General features: G+C 74.1%; 25 protein-coding genes. 18 read left to right on the top strand and 7 right to left on the bottom strand.

Annotated elements, in window-relative coordinates:
* Positions 1–15: 15 nt before the first annotated feature.
* The 3 genes from CRP51_RS01245 to CRP51_RS01235 form a co-directional block, all read right to left on the bottom strand.
* Entirely contained in the window at positions 16–1,572 is a 1,557-nt protein-coding gene (locus tag CRP51_RS01245; RefSeq protein ID WP_097229020.1) for a serine/threonine-protein kinase, read from the bottom strand.
* A 118-nt stretch (positions 1,573–1,690) separates the two neighbouring features.
* On the bottom strand, positions 1,691–2,635 hold the full coding sequence (locus CRP51_RS01240) for a thioredoxin domain-containing protein (protein ID WP_097229019.1): 945 nt from the start codon (positions 2,633–2,635) through the stop codon (positions 1,691–1,693).
* Positions 2,636–2,701: 66 nt separating this feature from the next.
* Entirely contained in the window at positions 2,702–3,385 is a 684-nt protein-coding gene (locus CRP51_RS01235) for a hypothetical protein (RefSeq protein WP_097229018.1), read from the bottom strand.
* 359 nt (positions 3,386–3,744) lie between these two features.
* Between CRP51_RS01235 and dnaE the strand changes: the two genes are divergently transcribed.
* The 4 genes from dnaE to CRP51_RS28665 all read left to right on the top strand — a co-directional run bounded on the left by dnaE (position 3,745) and on the right by CRP51_RS28665 (position 8,996).
* Positions 3,745–7,287, top strand: a complete 3,543-nt coding sequence (dnaE, locus tag CRP51_RS01230) for a DNA polymerase III subunit alpha (RefSeq protein WP_097229017.1) — start codon at positions 3,745–3,747, stop codon at positions 7,285–7,287.
* A gap of 109 nt (positions 7,288–7,396) precedes the next feature.
* Positions 7,397–7,642, top strand: coding sequence for a hypothetical protein (locus CRP51_RS01225; RefSeq protein WP_097229016.1), 246 nt, complete (start codon positions 7,397–7,399; stop codon positions 7,640–7,642).
* Between the two features lie 107 nt (positions 7,643–7,749).
* Entirely contained in the window at positions 7,750–8,349 is a 600-nt protein-coding gene (locus CRP51_RS01220) for an RNA polymerase sigma factor (protein ID WP_097229015.1), read from the top strand.
* Positions 8,346–8,996, top strand: coding sequence for a hypothetical protein (locus tag CRP51_RS28665; RefSeq protein ID WP_097229014.1), 651 nt, complete (start codon positions 8,346–8,348; stop codon positions 8,994–8,996). Before CRP51_RS01220 ends, CRP51_RS28665 begins: the two co-directional genes overlap by 4 nt.
* A gap of 72 nt (positions 8,997–9,068) precedes the next feature.
* On the opposite strand, the gene CRP51_RS28660 is transcribed toward CRP51_RS28665, so the two are convergent.
* Positions 9,069–9,212: a hypothetical protein gene (locus tag CRP51_RS28660; protein WP_170970390.1), complete on the bottom strand. Its 144-nt coding sequence runs from the start codon at positions 9,210–9,212 to the stop codon at positions 9,069–9,071.
* 183 nt (positions 9,213–9,395) lie between these two features.
* Between CRP51_RS28660 and CRP51_RS01210 the strand changes: the two genes are divergently transcribed.
* From CRP51_RS01210 to CRP51_RS01190, 6 genes are all read left to right on the top strand, one after another.
* Positions 9,396–10,586: an NYN domain-containing protein gene (locus tag CRP51_RS01210; RefSeq protein ID WP_097229013.1), complete on the top strand. Its 1,191-nt coding sequence runs from the start codon at positions 9,396–9,398 to the stop codon at positions 10,584–10,586.
* Positions 10,587–10,704: 118 nt separating this feature from the next.
* Positions 10,705–11,721 (top strand): ABC transporter ATP-binding protein, encoded by a 1,017-nt coding sequence (locus CRP51_RS01205; RefSeq protein ID WP_097229406.1) that lies wholly within the window; start codon positions 10,705–10,707, stop codon positions 11,719–11,721.
* A gap of 32 nt (positions 11,722–11,753) precedes the next feature.
* Positions 11,754–12,542, top strand: coding sequence for an ABC transporter permease (locus tag CRP51_RS01200; protein WP_097229407.1), 789 nt, complete (start codon positions 11,754–11,756; stop codon positions 12,540–12,542).
* 80 nt (positions 12,543–12,622) lie between these two features.
* Complete coding sequence (locus CRP51_RS01195) at positions 12,623–13,285, top strand: ABC transporter permease (protein ID WP_212615801.1); 663 nt, start codon at positions 12,623–12,625, stop codon at positions 13,283–13,285.
* Positions 13,286–13,416: 131 nt separating this feature from the next.
* A complete protein-coding gene (locus tag CRP51_RS28655; RefSeq protein ID WP_170970389.1) occupies positions 13,417–13,578 on the top strand; it encodes a hypothetical protein in 162 nt (53 codons plus the stop codon).
* Entirely contained in the window at positions 13,575–14,993 is a 1,419-nt protein-coding gene (locus CRP51_RS01190) for a glycosyltransferase (RefSeq protein ID WP_245880294.1), read from the top strand. Before CRP51_RS28655 ends, CRP51_RS01190 begins: the two co-directional genes overlap by 4 nt.
* 25 nt (positions 14,994–15,018) lie before the next feature.
* Here CRP51_RS01190 and ybaK read toward each other — a convergent pair whose 3' ends face one another.
* Together ybaK and CRP51_RS01180 are read right to left on the bottom strand one after the other, a co-directional pair.
* Positions 15,019–15,507 (bottom strand): Cys-tRNA(Pro) deacylase, encoded by a 489-nt coding sequence (ybaK, locus tag CRP51_RS01185; RefSeq protein WP_097229012.1) that lies wholly within the window; start codon positions 15,505–15,507, stop codon positions 15,019–15,021.
* 77 nt (positions 15,508–15,584) lie between these two features.
* Positions 15,585–16,367, bottom strand: coding sequence for an LON peptidase substrate-binding domain-containing protein (locus CRP51_RS01180; RefSeq protein WP_097229011.1), 783 nt, complete (start codon positions 16,365–16,367; stop codon positions 15,585–15,587).
* Between the two features lie 93 nt (positions 16,368–16,460).
* Here CRP51_RS01180 and hisD point away from each other — a divergent pair, with 93 nt between their 5' ends.
* Genes hisD through hisF form a run of 8 tightly spaced genes read left to right on the top strand, consistent with a single transcriptional unit; the run spans position 16,461 to position 22,225 of the window.
* On the top strand, positions 16,461–17,795 hold the full coding sequence (gene hisD, locus CRP51_RS01175; protein ID WP_097229010.1) for a histidinol dehydrogenase: 1,335 nt from the start codon (positions 16,461–16,463) through the stop codon (positions 17,793–17,795).
* Positions 17,792–18,916 carry a histidinol-phosphate transaminase gene (locus tag CRP51_RS01170; RefSeq protein ID WP_097229009.1) on the top strand — a complete coding sequence of 375 codons (1,125 nt, stop codon included), beginning with the start codon at positions 17,792–17,794 and terminating at the stop codon, positions 18,914–18,916. The genes hisD and CRP51_RS01170 overlap by 4 nt, the downstream gene beginning before the upstream one ends.
* Entirely contained in the window at positions 18,913–19,503 is a 591-nt protein-coding gene (gene hisB / locus CRP51_RS01165; protein WP_097229008.1) for an imidazoleglycerol-phosphate dehydratase HisB, read from the top strand. The genes CRP51_RS01170 and hisB overlap by 4 nt, the downstream gene beginning before the upstream one ends.
* Positions 19,500–19,661 (top strand): CG2302 family histidine operon protein, encoded by a 162-nt coding sequence (locus tag CRP51_RS28650; RefSeq protein WP_170970388.1) that lies wholly within the window; start codon positions 19,500–19,502, stop codon positions 19,659–19,661. The genes hisB and CRP51_RS28650 overlap by 4 nt, the downstream gene beginning before the upstream one ends.
* Positions 19,655–20,305 carry an imidazole glycerol phosphate synthase subunit HisH gene (gene hisH / locus CRP51_RS01160; RefSeq protein WP_097229404.1) on the top strand — a complete coding sequence of 217 codons (651 nt, stop codon included), beginning with the start codon at positions 19,655–19,657 and terminating at the stop codon, positions 20,303–20,305. The genes CRP51_RS28650 and hisH overlap by 7 nt, the downstream gene beginning before the upstream one ends.
* A complete protein-coding gene (priA, locus tag CRP51_RS01155) occupies positions 20,302–21,060 on the top strand; it encodes a bifunctional 1-(5-phosphoribosyl)-5-((5-phosphoribosylamino)methylideneamino)imidazole-4-carboxamide isomerase/phosphoribosylanthranilate isomerase PriA (protein WP_170970387.1) in 759 nt (252 codons plus the stop codon). The genes hisH and priA overlap by 4 nt, the downstream gene beginning before the upstream one ends.
* Complete coding sequence (locus tag CRP51_RS01150) at positions 21,057–21,455, top strand: Rid family hydrolase (RefSeq protein WP_097229007.1); 399 nt, start codon at positions 21,057–21,059, stop codon at positions 21,453–21,455. Before priA ends, CRP51_RS01150 begins: the two co-directional genes overlap by 4 nt.
* Complete coding sequence (gene hisF / locus CRP51_RS01145) at positions 21,455–22,225, top strand: imidazole glycerol phosphate synthase subunit HisF (protein ID WP_097229006.1); 771 nt, start codon at positions 21,455–21,457, stop codon at positions 22,223–22,225. Before CRP51_RS01150 ends, hisF begins: the two co-directional genes overlap by 1 nt.
* Before the next feature lie 192 nt (positions 22,226–22,417).
* Here the strand turns inward: hisF and CRP51_RS01140 are convergent, their stop codons facing one another.
* The gene (locus tag CRP51_RS01140; protein WP_097229005.1) at positions 22,418–23,320 is read right to left on the bottom strand and encodes an AraC family transcriptional regulator; all 903 of its coding nucleotides are present in this window, start codon (positions 23,318–23,320) and stop codon (positions 22,418–22,420) included.
* Positions 23,321–23,351 lie beyond the last annotated feature (31 nt).

The raw sequence follows: 23,351 nt of genomic DNA, 5'->3' as shown, positions 1-23,351 counted from the left end.
ACGGCGGCGGGCCGGTCAGTCGTCCTCGTCGCACCGGCCGCTGCCGCCGTCGACCGGGTCGCAGACCAGCTCGACGTCGTCCGGGTCCTGGCTGAGATAGCGGCCCACGCAGGCCTCCTTGGTGATCAGCCCGGCCTCCGCGCAGCGGGCCACGGCCTCGCGCCCGTCGGCGAACGGGCCGGGGGCGTAGATCACCCAGTACCCGGGGTTGAGCGAGGCGTAGTCGTCGCTGCGCAGTACCTGGGCCTCGGGGATCAGCGTGCGCACCGCGGCCAGCCGCTCGTCCCTGGTCCGGGTGCCGGTGCCGACCGGCTCGGAGAGGAGCTGGGCCACCCAGCGGTCGCCGGTCTCCTCCGGCTCCTCGGTCTCGGTCTCCGACTCGACGGGGTCCGGCGGCTCCTCGTCCTCCTCCGGCTCCTCGGGAGCGCCGCCCCCGTCGTCGGTCTTCTCCGCGGTCTCCTCGGGCTCCTCGGGAACGGTGGCCCGTTCGCTCGGACCGGCGTCGGGGCGCGCGTCGTCCCCGCCGCCGTCCCGCAGCAGCCAGGCCGCCCCGACGCCGAGCAGCAGCAGGACGCCGGCCGCCGCGACGGCCAGCGGAGCCCGGCGGGCCCGGCCGCCGCCCGGCGGCGTGAGGGGCCCGGTCACCGCTCCGGGCGCCGGGGGCGCCTGCGGCGGGGCGGGCGGCGCCGGCCGGGGCAGGTCGGGCGAGGTCGGCGTCCGCGGCACCGCGGGGCCCGCCTCGGCGAGCCGCGCCGCCTCACCCAGCAGCCGCTCGACGGCCTCGGCGTCGGGGCGCAGGGCAGGGTCCCGTCGGAGCAGCGCGCCGAGCGTCGCGGTCAGCGGGCCCGAGCGCACCGGCGGCGGCACCGGCTCCTCCAGCACGGCGGTCAGGGTGGCCAGCGTGGTGCCCCTGCGCAGCGGCGAGTGACCCTCGGTGAGGACGTAGAGGGTGATGCCCAGGGACCACAGGTCGGCCGCCGGGTGGTCGGGCGCGCCCCGCACCCGCTCGGGGGCCAGGTACTCGGGGGAGCCGACGATCGCGCCGGTGACCGTGAGGGTGCCGGTGGAGCCGGCCAGGGCGGCGATGCCGAAGTCGGTGAGCACGGCGGAACCGTCCTCGCGCAGCATGATGTTGGCCGGCTTGACGTCGCGGTGGTGGATGCCGGCGGCGTGCGCCGCCCGGAGCGCGGCGAGCACGTCGCGCCCCCAGCGGATCGCGTCCGCCGGAGCGACCGGGCCCGCCTCGGCGCGGTCGTGCAGCGACTCGCCGGGCAGCAGCTCCATCACCAGCCACGGGTAGGGCCGCACGTCGACGATGTGGTAGATCCGCACCACGTGCGGATGGCTGAGCCGGGCCAGGGCACGCGCCTCGCGCAGCACCCGCTCGCGCAGCACCTCGGGGCTGGGCGCGCCCTTCCCCATATCCTCGGCGGGGCGCACCTCCTTGAGCGCGACCTCGCGGTGCAGGGCCAGGTCCCTGGCGCACCAGACGGTGCCCATGCCGCCCCGCCCGAGCCGCCTCAGCAGCTCGAAGCGTCCGTCCACGACCTGTCCGCGCTCCGCCCCCCGCATGGTCCCAGGGTAGAGCAGCAGGCGGCGCGCTCAGCCCAACGGACGGGCGTTCCCCGTGGGTTCGCCCGCCCGTCGTGCGGTGCCGTGCGGCCGGCCCGGCCCGTGCGGCCGGCGGCGGTCACTCGGTGCCGGGGTTCTCCTCGCCGCCCTCGGGGTCCTCGCCGGACCCGTCCTCGGCGTTCTCCTCGTCCGAGCCGCCCTCGGCGTTCTCGTCCGAGCCGTCCTCGGGCCGCTCGTCGACGAGCGCGGCGGCCAGCACGGCGTCCCAGTCCTCGGGGGTCCTGGGCGTCTCGATGGGCGTGCCGTTGACCTTGACGGTCGGGGTGCCCGTGACGTCCTCGTCCGCGTCGAACTTCTGCGACATCTGGAGCGCCCAGCCGGCGAACGCGCTGTTGTTGACGGCCTTCTCGAACTCGGCGTTGCCCTCCAGCTCGGGCACGTTCTGCGCCAGCTCGATCAGCCGCTCGTCGTCGCCGAACTCGTCGGTGCTCTCGGCCGGGTGGTTGTCCGCCGCGTAGAGCTGCTCGTGCAGGCCCTGGAACGCCTCCGGGCTCACGTCCAGCGCGGCGCCCAGCGCGGAGAGCGCGTTGCGGGAGCCGGTGCCGCCCAGGTTGTTGTCGAGGAAGGTGCCGAAGACGTACTCGACGTTGTATTCGCCGTTGGCGACGTCCTCGCTGATCGCGGCGCCCACGCCCTGCTCGAAGCTGGCGCAGGACGGGCAGCGCGGGTCCTCGTAGAGGGTCACGGTGTTGGCGGCCTCGGGGTCGCCGACCAGTACGGTCAGGCCGTCGTCGCCGGTGGCGTTCGAGGGGGCCAGGACGTCGTCCGGGCTCTCCTCGACCTCGGTGGAGACGGCGCTCCAGTCGGTGGCGTCGCCCTCGCCGCCGCTGTCCATGTTGGCGACGGCGACACCTATGCCGGCGGCTATCGCGAGGATGCCCACCACCGAACCGCCGACGGTCAGTTGCCGACGGATCTTGTCCTTCTTCTTCTGCTTCTGCCGCTCGGCGAGGAGCCGCTCGCGGGCGGCGCGCTTGGCCTCTTGGGAGTTGCGCTTGCTCATGGGTAACCGACGTCTTTCGTCTGAGGGGGTGTCCGCTTCCGTGTCCGCGCGCGCCGGCCGGGGGCCTCAGCGCGCGACGCGGGCGAGCGGGGGGCCCCGGCGCGGCAGGGAGTGGACCAGCGGCGGGGTCGTCGGCCGCTGCGGGCGGGCGCTGACCCGCGCGGGGCGCGGGGGCTCCTCGGTCCTGCGGGCGACGCAGGCCCAGGCGACGATCAGCGGTCGGAAGGTGGCGGCGCCGGCGGCGCGCAGCAGCCGGCCCACGGCGCGTTCGCCGCCGCGCAGCCAGCCCGCGGCGGCCAGGCCGACCGCGACGTGCGCGGCCAGCAGCAGCCAGGGCCCGGAGGCACTGCCGGGGGCGTCGGCCAGCGGCTGGTGTCCGCCGGCGACGAGCCGGGTCAACGGGGTGCCGACGTCGCCGCCCGCGCAGACCACGTCGAGCCCGAAGACCCGCAGCGGCCCGGGGGTGGCGGCGGCGCCCGGTCCGTAGCAGGCGCCCTGTCCCGCCGTGAAGACGGTGTCGGCGGCCAGCTGTGTCGGGACGAGCAGGGCGGCGATGGAGGCGAAGCCGCGTTCGCCCTCGCCGGCCAGGGCCCACGCCAGCGCGAAGACGCCGAGTGTGACCACCGCCACGGTGGGGGCGGGCAGCGGGCGGCCGGAGATCAGCACGTGGGCGCCGGTGGAGAGCATGACGCAGAGCGCGGCGAACACCGCCGCGCGCAGCACGCGTATACCGGAAGTCGACCTGCCCATCGTTGCCGAGTGTGCCACGCCGGGACGCGGTGCGATACGGCCGGGCGCGACCCGGTCGGGCCGGCGCCCGCGCGGGGCGCCGCCGGGGTGCCGTCACGGACCGTGCGCGGGGTGTGTTCCGGTCGGTTTCCGCAAGGCTTTCGGAAGCGGTCGCGGGACGGTCGCTGACCTTGGGCGTTGCGGGAGGAACCCATGGTGACCTGCGGAAACACTCGGGCCGTTGAGGTGGGGGAGAGCGGGGGCAACGGGCGGGACCAGAGGTAGGGTCGGTGTCCTGGCGCTCGCCCCCGCAGTGGCCGGTCGGTCCCGGGCGTTCGCGCCCGCGACGACCCCTGTCCCAGCTCCGGAAGGCCCGTGGAGTGAGCAAGCCCTTCACACACCTGCATGTGCACACCCAGTACTCGCTGCTGGACGGTGCGGCGCGGCTCAAGGACATGTTCCGTGCCTGTCAGGAGATGGGCATGAGCCACATCGCGGTCACCGACCACGGAAACCTCCACGGTGCCTACGACTTCTTCCAACAGGCGCGCGCCGCCGACATCACGCCGATCATCGGCATCGAGGCGTACGTCGCCCCCGAGTCGCGCCGCCACAAGCGCCGGGTGCAGTGGGGGCAGCCGCACCAGAAGCGGGACGACGTCTCCGGTTCCGGTGGTTACACCCACAAGACCATCTGGGCCTCCAACGCGACGGGCCTGCACAACCTCTTCCGGCTCTCCTCCGACGCCTACACCGAGGGGTACTTCGTCAAGTGGCCCCGGATGGACCGGGAGACGATCTCCCAGTACTCCGAGGGGCTGATCGCCTCCACCGGCTGCCCCTCGGGCGAGGTGCAGACCCGGCTGCGGCTCGGCCAGCCGGAGGAGGCGCTGAAGGCGGCCTCGGACTACCAGGACATCTTCGGGAAGGGCCGCTACTTCCTCGAACTCATGGACCACGGCCTGGAGATCGAGAAGCGGGTCCGCGACGGGCTGCTGGAGATCGGCCGGAAGCTGGACATCCCGCCGCTGGTCACCAACGACTCGCACTACACCTACGCGCACGAGGCCGACGCCCACGACGCGCTGCTGTGCGTGCAGACCGGCAAGAACCTCTCCGACCCCGACCGGTTCCGCTTCGACGGCGGCGGCTACTACCTGAAGTCGCCGGCCGAGATGTACGCCGTGGACTCCTCGGAGGCCTGGCAGCAGGGCTGCGCCAACACCCGGCTGGTCGCGGAACAGGTCGACATCTCCGGCTGGTTCGAGTCGCGCGACCTGATGCCCAAGTTCGACGTGCCGGACGGGTACACCGAGGTCACCTGGTTCCAGGAGGAGGTCCGGCGCGGCATGGCGCGCCGCTACCCGGGCGGGGTGCCGGAGGACCGGCAGCGGCAGGCCGAGTACGAGATGGGCGTCATCATCCAGATGGGGTTCCCCGGCTACTTCCTCGTGGTCGCGGACTTCATCATGTGGGCCAAGGAGCAGGGCATCGCGGTGGGCCCCGGCCGCGGCTCGGCGGCCGGTTCGCTGGTCTCCTACGCGATGGGCATCACCGACCTCGACCCCCTCGAACACGGCCTGATCTTCGAGCGGTTCCTCAACCCCGAGCGCGTCTCCATGCCCGACGTCGACATCGACTTCGACGAGCGCAGGCGCGGCGAGGTGATCCGCTACGTCACCGAGAAGTACGGGGCCGACAAGGTCTCGATGATCGGCACCTACGGCACCATCAAGGCCAAGGCGGCCATCAAGGACGCCTCCCGGGTGCTCGGCTACCCCTACGCGATGGGCGACCGCATCACCAAGGCGATGCCCGCCGACGTCCTCGGCAAGGGCATCCCGCTCTCCGGCATCACCGACAAGGACCACCCCCGCTACAGCGAGGCGGGCGAGGTCAGGTCGATGTACGAGAACGAGGCGGACGTCCGGAAGGTCATCGACACGGCCAAGGGCCTGGAGGGCCTGGTCCGCCAGATGGGGATGCACGCCGCCGGCGTGATCATGTCCAGCGAGCGGCTGGTGGACCATGTGCCGCTGTTCGCGCCGAAGAACGACGGCGTGGTCGTGACCCAGTGGGACTACCCCACCTGTGAGTCGCTCGGCCTGCTGAAGATGGACTTCCTCGGCCTGCGGAACCTGACGATCATGGACGACGCCGTCAAGCTGATCAAGCAGAACAAGGGCGTCGACATCAAGTTGCTCGACCTGACGCTGGACGACCCCAAGACGTTCGAACTGCTTGGCAGGGGCGACACGTTGGGGGTCTTCCAGTTCGACGGCGGGCCGATGCGTTCGCTGCTGCGGATGATGAAGCCCACCGACTTCGAGGACATCTCCGCCGTCGGCGCCCTGTACCGCCCGGGGCCGATGGGCATGAACTCGCACATCAACTACGCGCTGCGGAAGAACGGCCAGCAGGAGATCACCCCCATCCACAAGGAGCTGGAGGAGCCGCTCCGCGAGGTGCTGGACGTCACCCACGGGCTGATCGTCTACCAGGAGCAGGTGCAGAAGGCCGCGCAGGTGCTCGCCGGCTACTCGCTCGGACAAGCGGACCTGCTCCGCCGGGCGATGGGCAAGAAGAAGAAGGAGATCCTCGACAAGGAGTTCGTCCCCTTCCAGAAGGGGATGCGGGAGAACGGGTACTCGGACGAGGCGATCCAGGCCGTCTGGGACGTGCTGGTGCCGTTCTCGGGGTACGCGTTCAACAAGGCGCACTCCTCCGCGTACGGTCTGGTCACCTACTGGACGGCCTACCTCAAGGCCAACTACCCGGCCGAGTACATGGCCGCGGTGCTGACCTCCGTCCGCGACGACAAGGACAAGTCGGCGGTCTATCTCAACGAGTGCCGACGGATGGGCATCCGGGTGCTGCCGCCCGACGTCAACGAGTCGGAGGCGGTCTTCACCCCGCGCGGTGACGACGTGATCGTCTTCGGCCTGACCGCCGTGCGCAACGTCGGGCAGAACGTGGTGGACTCGATCGTCGCCACCCGCAGGGCCAAGGGGAAGTACAGCTCCTTCCCGGACTTCCTCGACAAGGTCGAGGCGGTGGTCTGCAACAAGCGCACCATCGAGTCGTTGATCAAGGCCGGCGCCTTCGACGCGCTGGACCACACCCGCAAGGGCCTCACCCAGCACTTCGAGTCGATGATCGACAACGTGGTGCAGGTCAAGCGCAAGGAGGCCGAGGGGCAGTTCGACCTCTTCGGCGGCATGGGCGACTCCGACGCCGGGCAGGACGGTCCCGGCTTCGGGATGGACGTGGTCTTCTCCGAGGAGGAGTGGGAGAAGTCCTATCTCCTGGCCCAGGAGCGCGAGATGCTCGGGCTCTACGTCTCCGACCACCCGCTCTTCGGCATCGAGCACGTGCTCGACGAGAAGGCCGACGTGGCGATCGCCGCGCTCAACGGCGGGGAGCACGCGGACGGCGCGATCGTCACCATCGGCGGCATCATCTCCGGGCTCCAGCGGAAGATGACCAAGCAGGGCAACGCCTGGGCCATCGCCACCGTCGAGGACCTGGCCGGCACGATCGACTGCATGTTCTTCCCCGCCTCCTACCAGCTCGTCTCGACCCAACTGGTCGAGGACGTCGTGGTGTTCGTCAAGGGCCGGCTGGACAAGCGGGAGGACGTGCCGCGGCTGGTGGCGATGGAGCTGATGGTCCCCGACCTGAGCGAGGCCTCGGCCAACGCGCCGGTCACCCTGACCATCCCGATGGTCAAGGTCACCCCGCCGCTGGTGGAGCGGCTCGGGGAGGTGCTGGGGCAGCACCGGGGCTCGACGGAGGTGCGGGTGCGTCTGACCGGCGCGCGCAGCACCACCGTGCTCCGGCTCGACCGCCATCGCGTGCAACCCGATCCGGCGCTCTTCGGTGACCTGAAAGCGCTCCTGGGCCCCGCCTGCTTGGCGGGATGATGGCGCCCGCTTTACCGATTCGGGAAAACCGCGGAGCTACCTTCGAAAACGGGGACCGCGCCACGAGAATCCGATAACCGTGGGCGGCCCCCGGAAGAAGGTGGGTCGGATGGACGCCCGGATGATAGAGAAAGCGGTGTTCCTGCTGCGCGAGGCGCACACCTCGACGACGGAGACCGTGCACGCGTTGGAACGGTACTTCCCCGGCTCGGCTCACGAGGACCGGGTGCGCTGCACCGAGGAGGCCGGCGACCTGGTGCACGGCGCCAGGCCCCCGGCGGCCCGGGTCGCCTCCCAGGTCGCCGACGCCCGGTACTTCGCCGCCGCGCACGAGCGCCACGCCTTCGGCGACTGACCGGGTCGCGGGACGCGCGGTCACCGCGTCCCGCGTCTCGACGTAACGCTCTGCCGCCCTCCGTCCAAGTACAGGTGTAAGCCAGGACGAGGACGGGAGAGCGCGACGTGCGCATCGTCACCAGGAGCCGCGGCGGTCCCGCCGCGGCCCGAGATCCGGAGCTCTTCGAGGAGTTCTACCGGCGCCACGTGGACGTCATCACCCGTTTCGTGGCCCGGCGCTGCCAGGACCCGCACACGGTCGCCGACCTGACGGCCGAGGTCTTTCTCGCGGTGATCGACTCCGGCCACACCTACCGGCCCGACCGGGGCGCCGAGCGCGCCTGGCTGTTCGGCGTGGCGCGGAACGTCGTCTCCTCCGAGCACCGCCGGCTGGCCCGGCAGCGGGCCCTGGACAGCCGGATCGCCGGCCGCCGGCTCCTGGAGCCGGACGACATCGCGCGCCTTGAGGACAAGCTCACCGCCGAGCGCGAGGGCCGCCGGCTGCTGGCCGCGATGGCCGAGCTTCCGGAGAGCGAGCGCCAGGTACTCGAGCTGGTCGCCGTGGACCAGCTGTCGGCGGCCGAGGCGGCGCGGGCGCTGGGCATCAGCCAGGTGGCCGCCCGGGTGCGGCTGCACCGGGCGCGCGGCCGGCTGCGCGCGCTCGCCGCCGCCGAGGACTCGACCGTTTCCGTTCCGCCCGTCACCTATGCGAGGAGCCAAGCGTGACCATCGACTTCGAGGACCGTCTGCTGGCCGAGCTGAAGCGGGAGGTGGTGCGGGCGTCGGCCGAGGAGCCGAGCCCCGCTCCCCGCCGCGTCAGGGGGTTCACCCCCGGCCATTTCGCCGTCGGGCTGACCGGGGCCACCGCCGCCGCGGCCGCCGTGCTGGTGCTGCCGGGCGGCGGCGCCGGCCCGGCGTACGCGGTGGAGTCCGACGGGGCGGGCGGAGTGGAGGTGCGGCTCACCGACTGGCCGCGGGGAGCGGAGGAGATCGAGGCGTTCCGCGCCGACCTGGCCGCCGCGGGTGTCTCCTCCGTGTACAACCCGCCGGCGGGTTACCACTGCCAGCCCTTCCCCGACGGCGTCTTCGTGCAGGCCCTGCGGATCGAGCTGGAGCAGGTCTCGCCCGAGTTGGAGGAGCACCTCGCCCATCACCCGGCGGGAGGCGCCCCGCTGCTCACGCCCGTCGCCCAGGACCGGCCCGACGCTCCGGGCGCCTCCCCAGTCGCCTATGTCCGGGGCGGTGACACCGAGTTCGCCGAGGACGCGACCTACCGACTGCACAGGGGAGACACGGTGCTGCTGGTGGACGAACCGACGTACGGCAGCATCGCGTTCGTGGACGGCGCCTGTGCGGAGGCGCCGGTGAGCTGACGGCCCCCGCGTCCGACCGCTCGCCGCCCCGGCCTTCGCGGGCCGGGGCGGCGTCTACAGGGCGTCGAACGGTCAGTTGTGACCGAACTTCCGCTCCCGCTTCTTGCCGCCGCGTGACTGCTCGGCGGAGTCCGGGGCCGGCGCGTCCGTCCTGGCGGGCGGCTCGGACCTGCGGTCCCGCTCGGACTCCTGCTCGCGCTTTCGCTCCTTGGCCATGATCGCCTCCTGGCTGGGTGTCCCCCGGCTGAAGTGGGCGCCGTCACCAGATTCACATGTGACCCGATACTTCGCATTCCGGAAGAGAAAGGCCTGTTTGCCACGCCGAAGATCGAGTAGCACAGATAACGGCCGCCCCGTCGGGCAGACTCAGTGAAACGTTCGGCGAAGGGAAGGTGCCACGTGGACCGCTGCGTCGTGTTGGTCGATGCGGGCTACCTGTTGGGCGCCGCGGCCAGCCTGCTCGCCGGAGAGCCGGCGCGTGCGCGTATCACCGTGGACCACGCCAGACTCATCCAGGGCCTGCGGGAGCGCGCCGAGGCCGACACCGGCTGCGACCTGCTGCGGATCTACTGGTTCGACGGCGCCCCCGACCGCGTCCCCCAGCCCGAGCACCGCAGGCTGCGGGTGATGCCCCGAGTCACCGTGCGGCTCGGCGCGTTGACGCGCAGCGACGGCCGGTGGGCGCAGAAGGGCGTGGACGCCGCGATGCACGCCGAGCTGACCGAGCTGGCGCGCAACCGTGCCTGTGCCGACATCGTGCTGGTCACCGGCGACGGGGACCTGCTGCCCGGCCTGATGTCCGCCAAGGAGCACGGGGTCGCCGTCCACCTCTGGGCCGTGCAGGCCGCCGACGGCGACTACAACCAGTCCGAGGACCTGGTCGCGGAGGCCGACGAGCGCCGGGTGCTGGACCGCGCCTGGATCACCCGTGCGGTGCGGGTCAGCGAGCCGCGCGCCGAGGGCGGCCTGGCCAGCGACATCGCCGCGATCCTCGCGGCCCCGCTCCCGGAGAAGGGCGAGCCGGCCGACCAGCCGGCCGCCCCCCAGGGCAGCGGCGCGCAGCCGGCGGTGGCCGGCTGCGAGGAGGAGGAGCGGGCCGCCGCCGCGCCCAGCGCCAAGGGCGTTCCCACCCCCAAGGACCTGGCCTCGCTCGGCCGCCCGCTGCCGCCGCCGGCGACCGCGACGCTGCGCTGGTCGTCCGACCGGGGCTGGGTCGAGCGCGGCCCCTCGGAGGAGTCAGCCGAGACGGCGGCGCTGCCGACGCTGGCCCAGCTCACCACCGCCGAGCAGCGCTGGGCCGACCGCGAGGAGGACATCACGGCGGTCGGCGGCGACCCGTTCGAGGTCGGGCAGGTCTTCGCCCGCCGCTGGACCGGGCGGCTGCCCGGCGAGTCCCCGCTGCGCCAGCTGGCCACCGAGTACCCGCGTATCCCGCACCGCATCGACGGCGAACTGCTGCGCTACGCCGCCAGGTTCGGCCTGCTGGCGCACAAGGACGACCAGATCGACGAGCAGGACCGTTACGCCATCAGGGCCGGGTTCTGGCGCGAGGTGGACACCCGCAGCGGGGCCGAGCGCGCGCCTTCCTGACCTTCCCCCGACGCCGCGCGCCGCCCGGGAAGCGCGCCCCGGCGTCCGCCGCGCGCCCGCCGCCGCGTAGGCTCGGCCCGTGGCCTCCTCCATCGGCCGGGCCGGGCCCCAGACCACGATGGCACCGCGCGATCCGGACAACCCAGCGACCCCACCCGCCGTGGTGACCGTCCGTGGCCTCACCAAGACCTACCGTGCGTCGGGCGGTTGGCGCCGCCGGGCGGCCGGCCCCGCGCCGCGCCCGGCCAACGACGCCGTGGACCTGCGGATCACCGCCGGTGAGATCTTCGGCCTGCTCGGGCCCAACGGCGCGGGCAAGACCACCCTGGTGCGCCAGCTCACCGGGCTGCTGCGGCCGGACGCCGGCACCGTCTCGCTCCTCGGCCACGACGTGGTCCGCCACCCCGAGCTGGCCTCCCGGCTGCTGGCCTACCTCGGTCAGGAGGCGGGCGCGCTCGACGAGTTGACGGTCTCGCTGGCCGCCGAGACCACGGCGAGGCTGCGCGGCCTCGACCTCGCCGCCGCCCGTGCCGCGCGCGACGAGGTGCTGGGCGAGCTGGGCCTCGAGCCGTTGGCCGACCGTCCGCTGAAGCGGCTCTCCGGCGGGCAGCGGCGGCTGGCCTGCGTGGCCGCGGCCCTCGCCGGCGACCGCCCGCTGCTGGTGCTGGACGAGCCGACCGCGGGGATGGACCCGGTGGCCCGCCGCGCCGTGTGGTCGGCGATCGACCGCCGCCGCGCCGAGCGGGGCGCCACCGTGCTGCTGGTCACCCACAACGTGCTGGAGGCGGAGACCGTGCTCGACCGGGTCGCCGTGCTCGACGCCGGCCGGGTCATCGCCTGCGACACCCCCGCCGGGCTGAAGACGCTGGTCGACGCGCATGTCCGCCTCGACCTGGTATGGCGCGGCGAGCCGCCGTCGACCGTTCCCGAGATCGACCGGCTGCGCTCCCTGGCGCGGGTCACGGGCCGGCGCTGGACACTGCGGCTGCCGCAGGAACGCGCCAGGGAGGTGGTCGCCACGGTCACCCGGGGCGAGGCGTTCGCCGCGCTGGACGACTTCACCCTGGCGACGCCCAGCCTGGAGGACGTCTATCTGGCCCTCGGCGGCCGGGGCGAGGGGCTGACCCGCCAGTGACCCTGATCGAACGAGTCCGGGACGACCACACCATGACCGAGGCCGCCCAGGTCCCCGAGGGGCGCGCCCCGCTGGCCCCGTCCGCCCGGCCGCTGCCGGCGCTGGCGGCCGTCTACCGGGCGCAGCTCTCCCGGGCGCGGGTGGCGCGTGTGCCGCTGCTGTTCGTCGCCACGTTCCAGTCCATCGGGATCATGATCCTGATGCGCGGGGTGGTGGACGGAGGCGCGGGTGCCGAGGCCAACGCGGTGGTCGCCGGCTCCTCGGTGCTGGTGGTGGCGTTCGTCGCGCTCAACCTCCTCGCCCAGTACTTCGGACAGTTGCGCACCGGCGGGCTCGACCACTACGCGACGCTGCCGGTGCCCGCCGCGGCCGTCGTGCTGGGGACCGCCGCCGCCTACGCCTCGTTCACGGTGCCCGGCGTCGCGGTCACCGCCGTCACCGGGGCGCTGCTGTACCAGCTGCCGCTGGGCGGGCTGTGGCTGCTGCTGGCGGTGGTGCCGCTGGCCGGCGCCGCGCTCGCCGGGCTCGGCGCGGCCCTCGGGCTGCTGGCGCCCCGGCCGGAACTGGCCACCCTCGCCGGGCAGCTGGGCATGTCGGCGGCGCTGCTGCTGGGGGTGCTCCCGGCCGGCCGGCTGCCGGAGCCGCTGCGCTGGACCAGGGAGCTGCTGCCGTCGAGCTACGGGGTCGACGCGCTCGCCGAGATGTTCGAGCCGGCGCCCGACGCCGGGCTCGTCGTCGCCCACCTCGGGGTCTGCGCCGGCGTCGGCGTGCTCGCGCTCGCCCTGGCGACCTGGGCCTACCGCCGGGCCGCGCGGGCCTGAGCGGGGGGCACCGGTGGGCTCATCAGCCAAACGGTCGTCCCCGAGACCGAACAGGTGGCCGTACCTGGCAGGATGACGGGGTGGACTCTCCCCAGCCGACGCCCGAGCACCGCCCCGTGACCAGCACGGGAGCAGCACCCCACGACCCCTGGGCCACCCCGCCGCCGCAGCCGTCCCCGGGGAACGACCGCGACTGGGCGGAGGAGATACGCCAGCTCGCGCTGGTCGCCGTGCCGGTGGCCGTGGTGACGGCCGTCGCGCTCGGGCTGCTGTGGGCGTGGCGGGCGCCGCGCGTGCCGCTTGAGCTGCGCGGCGACGAGGTGCTGCTGGCCAACTCCGAGGGGCAGCAGGCCATCGCGGCCGACGGCGCCTTCCTGCTGCTGGGACTCGGCGTAGGCGCGGTCGCCGGCCTGGTGACCTTTCTCGCACGCCGCTCGGGCGGCGTCGCGGTGGTGATCGGGCTCGCGACGGGCGCGGTGCTGGGCGCCTGGCTGGCGTGGCAGCTGGGGATGATGCTCGGGCCCAGCGACGACCTGGTGGGTCGGGTCGCCGAGCTGGAAGACGGCGCGGTCTTCGACGCCCCGCTGGAACTCAACGCCCCCAGCGTGCTGTTCGGCCTCCCGTTCGGCGCGCTGCTGGTCCATCTGCTCTGCGTCGCCGGCTTCGGGCCCCGCGACGAACAGCCCCGCCCCGCCGAGCGGCCGCCCCACTGGGAGACCCCGGCCGGCCCGGCCGCCGGCTGACCCTCCCGCCGGTCGCCCGGCTGGACGGCGGGTCACTCCGTCGCCCGCCCCGTGGTGCGGCGCCCCCCCCCCCGCGGACTCCTACCGTCGGCGTTGCTCAGGCGAATGAGATCACGACGCGGGAGGTTCACATGCCCTACGGATCGGTCGGGGGATCGGGCGGCGCGCTGGCCGCCACCGGGATGGCGACGGGACAGATCTGGCTGGCGGTGGCCAGCGTGACGCTGGTGCTGCTGGGGGTGGGGCTGGTGCGGCTGTCGTTCCGCAGGGGGCGCGGCCCGGTGGTCCGGTGACGCCCCGGCCGGCCGGCGAGGTGGCGGGCCGCTGGCCCGGGGTACCGCCCCCGCCGACCGCGCGCGCCGTCTCCGCACGCTGGCTGGTGCCGCTCGCCGTGCTGCCGCTGACCGGCTTCCTCGCCTGGGTCCTGGCCCACGGCTACGCGCTGCTCCGCTCGCTCGGCCCGGACGGCGCCGGTGGCCCGCTGGCGTTGCCCTGGCTGGTCTCCTTCCTGCTGCTGTGGTGGGTTCCGCTGGCCTGGCTCGAACGGCCCCGCCGGGCACCGGCGGACGCCGGCCTCGACGCGCTCACGATCACCGTGCAGGTCCCCGTCTACAACGAGGACCCGGACGCGCTCCGGGCCTGCCTGCACTCCGTGCTGACCCAGAGCCGCCCGGTCACCCGGCTCCGGGTGGTGGACGACGGCTCCACCCGGCCCGACGGCTCGCCGGAGACCTACCCCGAGGTGCGCGCCGAGCTTCTGGCCCTGGCCCCGGCCCACGGCGTCGAGGCCACCTGGGACCGGACCGCCAACCGCGGCAAGCGGCACGCCCAGATGCACGTGCTGGCCACCGACGACGCGGACGTCTTCGTCACCGTGGACAGCGACTCGGTGCTCGATCGGCACGCCGTCGCCGAGGGCCTCAAGCCGTTCGCCGACCCGGCCGTGCGCTCGGTCGCCGGGCAGGTCGTCGTCCTCAACCACGACGCCAACGCCCTCACCCGGCTGGTCTGCCTGCTCTACCTGCCGTTCACCCGGGGGCTGCGCAGTGCCCAGTCGGTGCTGCGGCGGGTGACCATCAACTCCGGGACGCTCGCCTTCTACCGGGCCGAGATCGTTCGGGATGCCGCCGGGGTGTACGAGAACGAGCGGTTCTGCGGCCGGCCGATGCAGATGAACGACGACTCGATGCTCACCTTCTATGCCCTGCTCGCGGGGGACACCGTGCACCAGCCGTCCGCGCTGGTCTTCACCCTGGCGCCCGAGCGCTGGCCGCACTACCTGCGCCAGCAGCTGCGCTGGATGCGCGGCACCACGGTCCGCCACCTGTGGTGGCTGCGCTACCTGCCGGCGACCGGCGTCGTGTGGTGGACGACGGTCGGCGAGTACCTGCACATCGCGCTCGGCCTGGCCATCCCCGCCGCCCTGATGCTGCACCCGGAGTACCGGGAGCACCTCGGTACCGTCCTGCTCCTGGGGGTGGTGGTCGGCGTGGTGATGAGCTATCTGATGGCGCTGCGGCTCTTCACCGTCGTCCGCGGCGACCTGCGCCGCCGGGACCTGGCGCTGCTCTACGCCGCGGCCCCGCTGGCCGCCGCCTGGCGGGTCCTGGTGCTGCGCCCGCTGTACCTCTACGCCATGCTCACCTGCCGCCGGATCAACCAGTGGGGCACCAGGGGCACCGTCGAGGTCCAGCTGTCCGGCCGCTGACCCGGCCGGGTCAGCCGGCCGTCGGTCACCTGGCGATCGGCGCCGTCCTGGCGTCGGTCAGCGCGGCCAGGTCGGCCGGGGCCAGCTCGATCTCCAGGCCCCGGCGGCCGGCCGACACCAGGATCGTGGGGTGCTCGGCGGCCGAGGCGTCCAGCACGGTCGGCAGCCGGCGCCGCTGCCCCAGCGGGGAGATCCCGCCTCGCACGTACCCGGTGGCCCGCTCCGCCACCGCCGGGTCGGCCATCGCCGCCCGCTTCCCGCCGACCGCCGCGGCCAGCGCCTTCAGCGACAGCGAGGCGGAGACCGGGACCAGTGCCACCGTCAGCGCCCCGTCCACCTCCGCCACCAGCGTCTTGAAGACCCGCGCCGGCTCCCGGCCCAGCGCCCGGGCCGCCTCGGCGCCGTAGCCGTCGGCCGAAGGATCGTGCCGGTACGCGTGCGTGCGGAACGCCACCCCGGCCCGGCTCGCCGCCACCGTCGCCGGAGTACCGCCGCCGCCGCGCCCACCAGCCATGCCCGTCCGCTCCCGTCTCGTCCTGTCTCGTACGTCCCGTCCCGTCCCGCCCGGCCGGCGACCGGGCCCCGCCGGTCTCAGTTCAGACTGGTCGGGCGGACGGTGTACTCCGCGCCCGGCACCGAGGGCAGCTTGCTGATCAACGATGCCTCCTGCCGCAGCATCCGCAGCTCGTCCGCCAGCCTGGTGGCCGTGTCGGGCGCCTGGAGCAGCCGCTGCTTGTCGGCGGTGTGCAGCACCGTCGCCGCCGCCACCAGGTAGGAGACCACCACCGGGTCGTCGGGCGCCTCCTGCGCCGGGCCGAGCGTCCGCTCGTTCGCGCCGGCCAGTGCCTTCTGGTAGCGGCGGAAAGCGAGCAGCACCCCGGAGGCGAGCGCGCCGGCGCCCTCCCCGGCGACCTCCTCCAGCGGCTCCACCTCGCCCACGAGGTAGGGGCCCGAGGCGTCCACCGACAGCAGCCGGAAGCGGCTGGTGCCGGTGGCCAGCACCTCGTAGCTCGCGGGCCCCCCGCCCCCCTCCGCCGGCTCCTCGCCCTCGCCCGCGACCTGGCGCGGGCGGATCGTGGAGGCGTCGGCGACGCAGCCCACCTCGTAGAAGCTCCGCATCGGGTCGGCGCCGAAGCCGGCCGTCGGGTCGGGCGGGGACTCCTCGCTCTCGTCCGGCAGCCCGGTGCCGCGCGGCACCGCCAGCTGTCCGTCCCTGATGGCGACGACCCCGAAGGGCCGCGGCTCGCTCTCCGGCAGCTCCAGCAGGTCGCGGAGCAGGGCGCGGTAGCGGGCCTCGAAGACGTTGAGCGGCAGGACGAGCCCAGGGAACAGCACGGTGTTGAGGGGGAACAGAGGCAGGCGGGTGGTCGTCACAACCGGCCAGCCTATCCGTACGAGCCGGAACGCCGGGACCGCATCGTGAAACGTGCCGCGGCGCTGTCGTACCCGTCTGCGAGACTGTGACACGTGCTGAAGCGAATCGATCTGCGGGACGACCCGGCCTCCGAGGCCGTCGACCGCGCGTTGCTGCCCCGCGCCGAACTCGACGTCGAGGCCGCCCTGGAGAAGGTGCGGCCCATCTGCGAGGACGTGCGCCATCGTGGCACCGCGGCGCTGGTCGACTACGCGCTGCGGTTCGACGGCGTCACCCTCACCCGCACCCGGGTGCCGGCCGAGGCGCTGGCACGCGCCCTGGAGGAGCTGGATCCCGGGGTCCGCGCCGCCCTGGAGGAGTCGATCCGCCGGGCGCGCACGGTCCACGCGGCGCAGCGCGGCGAGGACCACACGGTCACCGTCGTCCCCGGCGGCACGGTCACCGAGCGGTGGGTGCCGGTCGAGCGCGTCGGCCTCTACGTCCCCGGCGGCCAGGCGGTCTACCCGTCCTCCGTCGTGATGAACGTGGTGCCGGCCCAGGAGGCGGGCGTCCGCTCCCTCGCGGTCACCTCCCCGCCGCAGCGCACCCCCGGCGTCGAGTGGAGCGACGGCCTGCCGCACCCGACGATCCTGGCGGCCTGCGCGCTGCTCGGCGTCGACGAGGTGCACGCGGCGGGCGGCGCCCAGGCGGTGGCGATGTTCGCCCACGGCACGGAGGAGTGCCGCCCGGTCCGGCTGGTGACCGGCCCGGGGAACGTGTATGTGGCCGCCGCGAAGCGCCTGCTCAAGGGCATCGTCGGCATCGACGCCGAGGCCGGCCCCACCGAGATCGCGGTGCTCGCCGACGGCTCGGCCGACCCGGTGCTGGTCGCCGCCGACCTGATCAGCCAGGCCGAGCACGACGAGCTGGCCGCCGCCGTGCTGGTCACCCCGTCCGAGGCGCTGGCCGACGCGGTCGACGCCGAGCTGGCCACCCAGGTCGCGGCCGCCCGCCACCGCGAGCGGATCACCGCCGCCCTCGGCGGGCGCCAGTCGTACACGGTGCTGGTCGCCGACCTCGACCAGGGCTTGGCCGTCGTCGACGCCTACGCCGCCGAGCACCTGGAGATCCAGACCGAGGACGCGGCCGGGGTCGCCGCCCGGGTGACCAACGCGGGCGCGATCTTCGTCGGGCCGCACGCCCCCGTCTCGCTCGGCGACTACTGCGCCGGCTCCAACCACGTCCTGCCGACGGGCGGTTGCGCCTGCCACTCCTCCGGCCTCTCGGTGCGCTCCTTCCTGCGCGGCGTGCAGGTCGTCGCCTACGACCGCGAGGCGCTGGCCGGGGTCGCGTCCGAGGTGGTGACGCTGGCCGAGGCCGAGGACCTGCCGGCGCACGGCTCGGCGGTCCGGGCCAGGTTCGAGTGGAAGGTACCTCCCCGCACGTGACCGGCATCGACCAGCTTCCGCTGCGGGACGAGCTGCGCGGCAAGTCGCCGTACGGCGCCCCGCAGCTGCACGTCCCCGTCCAGCTGAACACGAACGAGAGCCCGCACCCGCTGCCCGAGGCGCTGGTGCGGCGGATCGCCGAGCGGGTCGCCGAGGCCGCCCGCACGCTCAACCGCTACCCGGACCGGGACGCGGTCGCGCTCCGCGCCCAGCTCGCGGCCTATCTGACCGCGACCACCGGGCATCCGCTCGACCCCGCCCAGGTCTGGGCGGCCAACGGCTCCAACGAGGTGCTCCAGCAGTTGCTCCAGGCGTTCGGCGGCCCCGGCCGCACCGCGCTGGGCTTCGACCCGTCGTACTCGATGCACTCCCTGATCGCCAGGGGCACCGGCACCGGCTGGATCTCCGGGCCGCGCACCGAGGAGTTCGGCGTCGACGTGGCGGCGGCCGAGGCCGTCATCCGCGCGCACCGTCCCGAGGTGGTCTTCCTCTGCTCGCCGAACAACCCGACCGGCACCGCCCTGCCGGCGGAGACGATCCTGGCGCTGTACGAGGCCGCGCAGGACGCCAGGCGCGCGGTGGACGGGCGCGGGGCGCTGGTGGTGGTGGACGAGGCGTACGCGGAGTTCAGCCACCGCCCCTCCACGCTGCCGCTGATCGAGGGCCGGCCCACCCTGGTCCACACCCGCACCATGTCCAAGGCGTTCGGCGCCGCCGGGCTGCGGCTGGGGTATCTGGCGGCCGACCCCGCGGTGGTGGACGCCGTCCAGCTGGTGCGGCTGCCCTACCATCTGTCGGCGGTCACCCAGGCCACGGCGAGCGCCGCGCTGGAGTTCGCCGACACGCTGCTCGGCTTCGTCGAGGAGCTGAAGGCCGAGCGGGACCGGGTGGTCGAGGAGCTGCGGGCCCTCGGCCTCGACGTCACCGTCTCGGACGCCAACTTCGTGCAGTTCGGCCGGTTCGCCGACGCCGGCGCCGTCTGGCGGCGGCTGCTGGACCACGGGGTGCTGGTGCGGGACAACGGCGTGCCGGGGCGGCTGCGGGTCACCACCGGCACCCGGGCGGAGAACGACGCGTTTCTGGACGCGGTACGCGCAGTGACGAAGGAGAGCGACGAATGAGCCGCGTGGGTCGGGTGGAGCGCACCACCAAGGAGACCTCCGTCACCGTCCAGATCGATCTGGACGGCACGGGGGCGGTCGAGGTGTCCACCGGAGTGGGCTTCTTCGACCACATGCTGGACCAACTCGGGCGGCACGGTCTCTTCGACCTGTCCGTCAAGACCGAAGGTGACCTGCACATCGACAGTCACCACACCATCGAGGACACCGCGTTGGCGCTGGGCGCCGCGTTCCGACAGGCGCTCGGCGACAAGCGCGGCATCACGCGCTTCGCCGACGCCTCGGTCCCGCTCGACGAGTCCCTGGCCCGGGTCACCGTCGACCTCTCCGGGCGGCCCTACCTGGTGCACTCGGAGCCGGCGGGCATGGCGCCGATGATCGGCTCCTACGACACCACGATGACCCGCCACATCCTGGAGTCCTTCGTCGCCCAGGCGCAGGTCGCGCTGCACGTCGACGTCCCCTACGGGCGGAACGCGCACCACATCGTCGAGTGCCAGTTCAAGGCGCTGGCCAGGGCGCTGCGGTACGCCAGCGAGATCGACCCGCGGCAGACGGGCGTGCCCTCCACCAAGGGCGCCCTGTGAACGGCACGTCCACGCTGCTGATCGCCGCCGGGCTCTTCCTCGGCACCGGCGTGTACTCGTTCGCCAAGCAGGGCCTGCCCAAGGGCGTCATCGTGCTGCTGGCCATCGCCAGCGCGATGTGCCTGGTGGCCGGCGTGCTGCGGTTGGACGTCTGGTGAGCGCCCCGAAGAAGTCCGTGGTCGTCTTCGACTACGGCTTCGGCAACGTCCGGTCCGCCGAGCGCGCGGTCGCGCGCGCCGGCGCCTCGGTGCGGATCACCCGCGACCTGGAGACCGCGCTGGCGGCCGACGGGCTGCTGGTCCCCGGAGTCGGCGCGTTCGCCGCCTGCATGGCGGGGCTGCGCGCGGCCCGGGGCGACTGGGCCGTCGAGCGCCGACTGGCCGGCGGGCGGCCGGTGTTGGGGATCTGCGTGGGGATGCAGATTCTCTTCGCCCGGGGCGTCGAGCACGGCGTGGAGTCCGAGGGCCTGGCCGAGTGGCCGGGCACCGTCGGCCCGCTGGAGGCCGAGGTCGTGCCCCACATGGGGTGGAACACGGTGGACGCCGCCGAGGGATCGCGCCTCTTCGCCGGCCTCGGGGCCGAGGAGCGGTACTACTTCGTCCACTCCTACGCCGTCCACGACTTCACCCTGCCGCCCTCCGGGAGTGCCGCCGTCGTGCCGCCGAAGGTCAGCTGGTCCACGCACGGCCGGCCCTTCGTCGCCGCCGTGGAGAACGGCCCGCTGTGGGCCACCCAGTTCCACCCGGAGAAGTCCGGCGACGCCGGAGCCCACCTCCTCACCAACTGGATTGAGACCCTGTGACGACCCAGACCGACACCACCCCCGCCTCCCGCACGCTGGAGCTGCTGCCGGCCGTCGACGTGCGCGACGGCCAGGCGGTCCGCCTGGTGCACGGCGAGTCCGGCAGCGAGACCTCCTACGGGGACCCGCTGGCCGCCGCGCTCGCCTGGCAGCGCGCCGGCGCCGAGTGGCTGCACCTGGTGGACCTCGACGCCGCGTTCGGCACCGGGGACAACCGCGCGCGGATCGCCGAGGTGACCGCCGCCATGGAGATCAAGGTCGAGCTGTCCGGCGGCATCAGGGACGACGAGACCCTGGCCGCCGCGCTCGCCACCGGCTGCACCCGGGTCAACCTGGGCACCGCCGCGCTGGAGACCCCCGAGTGGGTCGCCCGGGCCATCGCCGAGCACGGCGACCGGATCGCCGTCGGCCTGGACGTGCGCGGCACCACGCTGCGCGGGCGCGGCTGGACGCGGGACGGCGGTGACCTCTACGAGACGCTGGAGCGGCTCGACGCGGAGGGCTGCGCCCGCTATGTGGTGACCGACATCAACAAGGACGGCACCCTCCAGGGCCCCAACCTCGACCTGCTGCGGAACGTCTGCGCCGCGACCGACCGCCCGGTCGTCGCCTCCGGCGGGGTCTCCTCGCTGGAGGACCTCCGGGCCATCGCCGGCCTCGTACCGCTCGGCGTGGAGGGCGCGATCGTCGGGAAGGCCCTCTACGCCAGGGCGTTCAGCCTGGAGGAGGCGCTGGCGACGGTGGCCGCCGCGTGACCGGGCCGACGGCGGTGCGCCGCGAGGGCGGGGACGCCGAGTGGGAGCGGACGGTGGGCGCCTCGACGGCGGTGGCGGCCGGCCCGCTGGTGCTGGTCGGCGGCACGCTGCCGCCGGCGGCCGGGGCGGCGGCGCTGGGCGACCCCTACGAGCAGACGCGTTCCGCGCTGGCCGACGCGGTCGCGGCGCTGGAGCCGTTCGGGCTGGGCGCGGCCGACGTGGTGCGCACCCGCCTCTATCTGGCGCACGGCCGGGACGCGGAGGACGCGACGCTGGCGCACCGCGAGCTGTTCGGCGAGGTGCGGCCGGTGTGCACGGTGCTGGTGGTGGGCTTCCCCGACTCCCGGGTGCTGGTGCAGGTCGAGCTGGAGGCGTACCGGGGAGGCGGTTCCTGATGGGCGTGGCGGTGCGGGTGATCCCGTGCCTGGACGTGGACGCCGGCCGGGTGGTCAAGGGCGTCAACTTCCAGAACCTGCGGGACGCCGGCGACCCGGTGGAGATGGCGAAGGTCTACGACGCGGAGGGCGCCGACGAGTTGACCTTCCTCGACATCACCGCCTCCTCGGGGAACCGGGAGACCACCTACGACGTGGTGCGCCGCACCGCCGAGCAGGTCTTCATCCCGTTGACCGTGGGCGGCGGCGTCCGCACCACCGAGGACGTGGACCGGCTGCTGCGGGCCGGCGCCGACAAGGTCGGGGTCAACACGGCGGCCATCGCGCGGCCCGAGCTGATCCGGGAGATCGCGGAACGCTTCGGCCGCCAGGTGCTGGTGCTCTCCGTCGACGCCCGCCGCTGCCCGCCGGGCACGGCGACGGCGTCCGGCTTCGAGGTCACCACCCACGGCGGGCGGCGCGGCACCGGGATCGACGCGGTGGAGTGGGCGGAGCGCGCGGCCGGGCTGGGCGCGGGGGAGATCCTGCTGAACTCGATGGACGCGGACGGCACGAGGGACGGCTACGACACGGAGCTGACGGCGGCGGTGCGGGCGCGGGTCGTGATCCCCGTCATCGCCTCGGGCGGAGCGGGCAGCCTCGCCGACTTCCCGCCGGCCGTGGAGGCGGGCGCGGACGCGGTGCTCGCGGCCTCCGTCTTCCACTTCGGCGAGCTGCGCGTCGGCGAGGTGAAGTCCACGCTGCGGAAGGCGGGCCACGCGGTCCGCTAGCCCGCTGGGCCGCACGGGGGGCGACCAGGGAGCTTCGTGGTCGCGGTGGGTTGTCGTCCTCGGCTTGGCGGTGGTTGCTCGCGCGGTTTCCCGCGCCCCTTGTCGCGGTGGGCTCGGTGGGCGCGGTGGGTCAGGCGCGGGTTCGCCCGCGGTCGGTGACGCCTCCGTCGGGGCGCGGGGAACCGCGCGTGACTACCCCCGTGTGGGGTCGGGGTGGGGTGCCGGCGTCCGGTGGCTCCCGCGGTAGGTGCTGGGGCTGGTGCCGTGGACGCGTTTGAACGCGGTGCTGAAGCCGAACGCGTCCGCGTAGCCCACGCGTCGGGCCACCGAGGCCAGCGGCGCCGTCGAGTCGGTCAGCAGGTCGGCGGCGAGCGACATGCGCCACTCGGTGAGGTAGGCCAGCGGCGGTTCTCCCACGAGCCGGGTGAACCGGCCCGCCAGGGTCGTCCGCGACACGCCCGCCTCCCGCGCGAGGGCGGCCAGCGTCCACGGGCGCTCCGGCGCCGCGTGCAGCGCCCGCAGCGCCGGGCCCACCACGGGGTCGCCCAGCGCGGCGGGCAGCCCGGGCGCGGCGGCGGCCTCCTGGCCGTCGAACCAGCTGCGCAGGGTGCAGACCAGCAGCCAGTCGAAGAGCCGGTCCAGCACGGCCTGCTGTTCGGGCGGGGAGCCCGCGACCTGCGCGTCGAGGAAGTCCATCAGCGGGGCGCAGTCGTCCTCCTCGCCGTCCACCAGCAGCGTCGGCGGCAGCAGGCCGAGCAGTCGCCGCGAGAGCTCGCCGGTCACCCGGTACGTCCCGACCAGCAGCACGGTGCGCTCCGGCGCGTCCGCCGGCGCGCCGTCCCTCGGGCGGTCGGTCAGCCGGCCGCGGCCCGGTCCCCGGAGGATCACCGCGTCGTGCGCGCCGAAGCGCCGGGGGCGCGCGCCCTCCTCGTCCGGCCCGCCCTCGCACCAGCCGCCGCCGCGCAGCGGCGCGACCAGCGTCAGGGAGTCGGCGGCCGGGCGCAGCGGCAGCGTCCACGGTGGCGACAGCTCGACGCGCCGGAAGCGGACCTCGTCCGTCCGGACTCCGCGGAGCAGCTCGTCGTAGGGGTCCATCGACGAGGTCCAACGGCCGGACGGCCGCACA

Source organism: Streptomyces zhaozhouensis, from assembly GCF_900230195.1.
In the GTDB taxonomy this organism is placed as follows: domain Bacteria; phylum Actinomycetota; class Actinomycetes; order Streptomycetales; family Streptomycetaceae; genus Streptomyces; species Streptomyces zhaozhouensis.
Note: the sequence above shows the minus strand (reverse complement) of the source record. Positions and strands in the feature narration are given on the sequence as shown.

Bases quoted from the DNA above. Each gene is read 5' to 3' on its own strand.
- CRP51_RS01245 (WP_097229020.1), bottom strand. From the start codon at position 1,572: ATGCGGGGGGCGGAGCGCGGACAGGTCGTGGACGGACGCTTCGAGCTG.
- CRP51_RS01240 (WP_097229019.1), bottom strand. From the start codon at position 2,635: ATGAGCAAGCGCAACTCCCAAGAGGCCAAGCGCGCCGCCCGCGAGCGG.
- CRP51_RS01235 (WP_097229018.1), bottom strand. From the start codon at position 3,385: ATGGGCAGGTCGACTTCCGGTATACGCGTGCTGCGCGCGGCGGTGTTC.
- CRP51_RS01225 (WP_097229016.1), top strand. From the start codon at position 7,397: ATGGACGCCCGGATGATAGAGAAAGCGGTGTTCCTGCTGCGCGAGGCG.
- CRP51_RS28660 (WP_170970390.1), bottom strand. From the start codon at position 9,212: ATGGCCAAGGAGCGAAAGCGCGAGCAGGAGTCCGAGCGGGACCGCAGG.
- CRP51_RS01205 (WP_097229406.1), top strand. From the start codon at position 10,705: ATGGCACCGCGCGATCCGGACAACCCAGCGACCCCACCCGCCGTGGTG.
- CRP51_RS01200 (WP_097229407.1), top strand. From the start codon at position 11,754: ATGACCGAGGCCGCCCAGGTCCCCGAGGGGCGCGCCCCGCTGGCCCCG.
- CRP51_RS28655 (WP_170970389.1), top strand. From the start codon at position 13,417: ATGCCCTACGGATCGGTCGGGGGATCGGGCGGCGCGCTGGCCGCCACC.
- ybaK (WP_097229012.1), bottom strand. From the start codon at position 15,507: ATGGCTGGTGGGCGCGGCGGCGGCGGTACTCCGGCGACGGTGGCGGCG.
- hisB (WP_097229008.1), top strand. From the start codon at position 18,913: ATGAGCCGCGTGGGTCGGGTGGAGCGCACCACCAAGGAGACCTCCGTC.
- hisF (WP_097229006.1), top strand. From the start codon at position 21,455: ATGGGCGTGGCGGTGCGGGTGATCCCGTGCCTGGACGTGGACGCCGGC.
- CRP51_RS01140 (WP_097229005.1), bottom strand. From the start codon at position 23,320: ATGGACCCCTACGACGAGCTGCTCCGCGGAGTCCGGACGGACGAGGTC.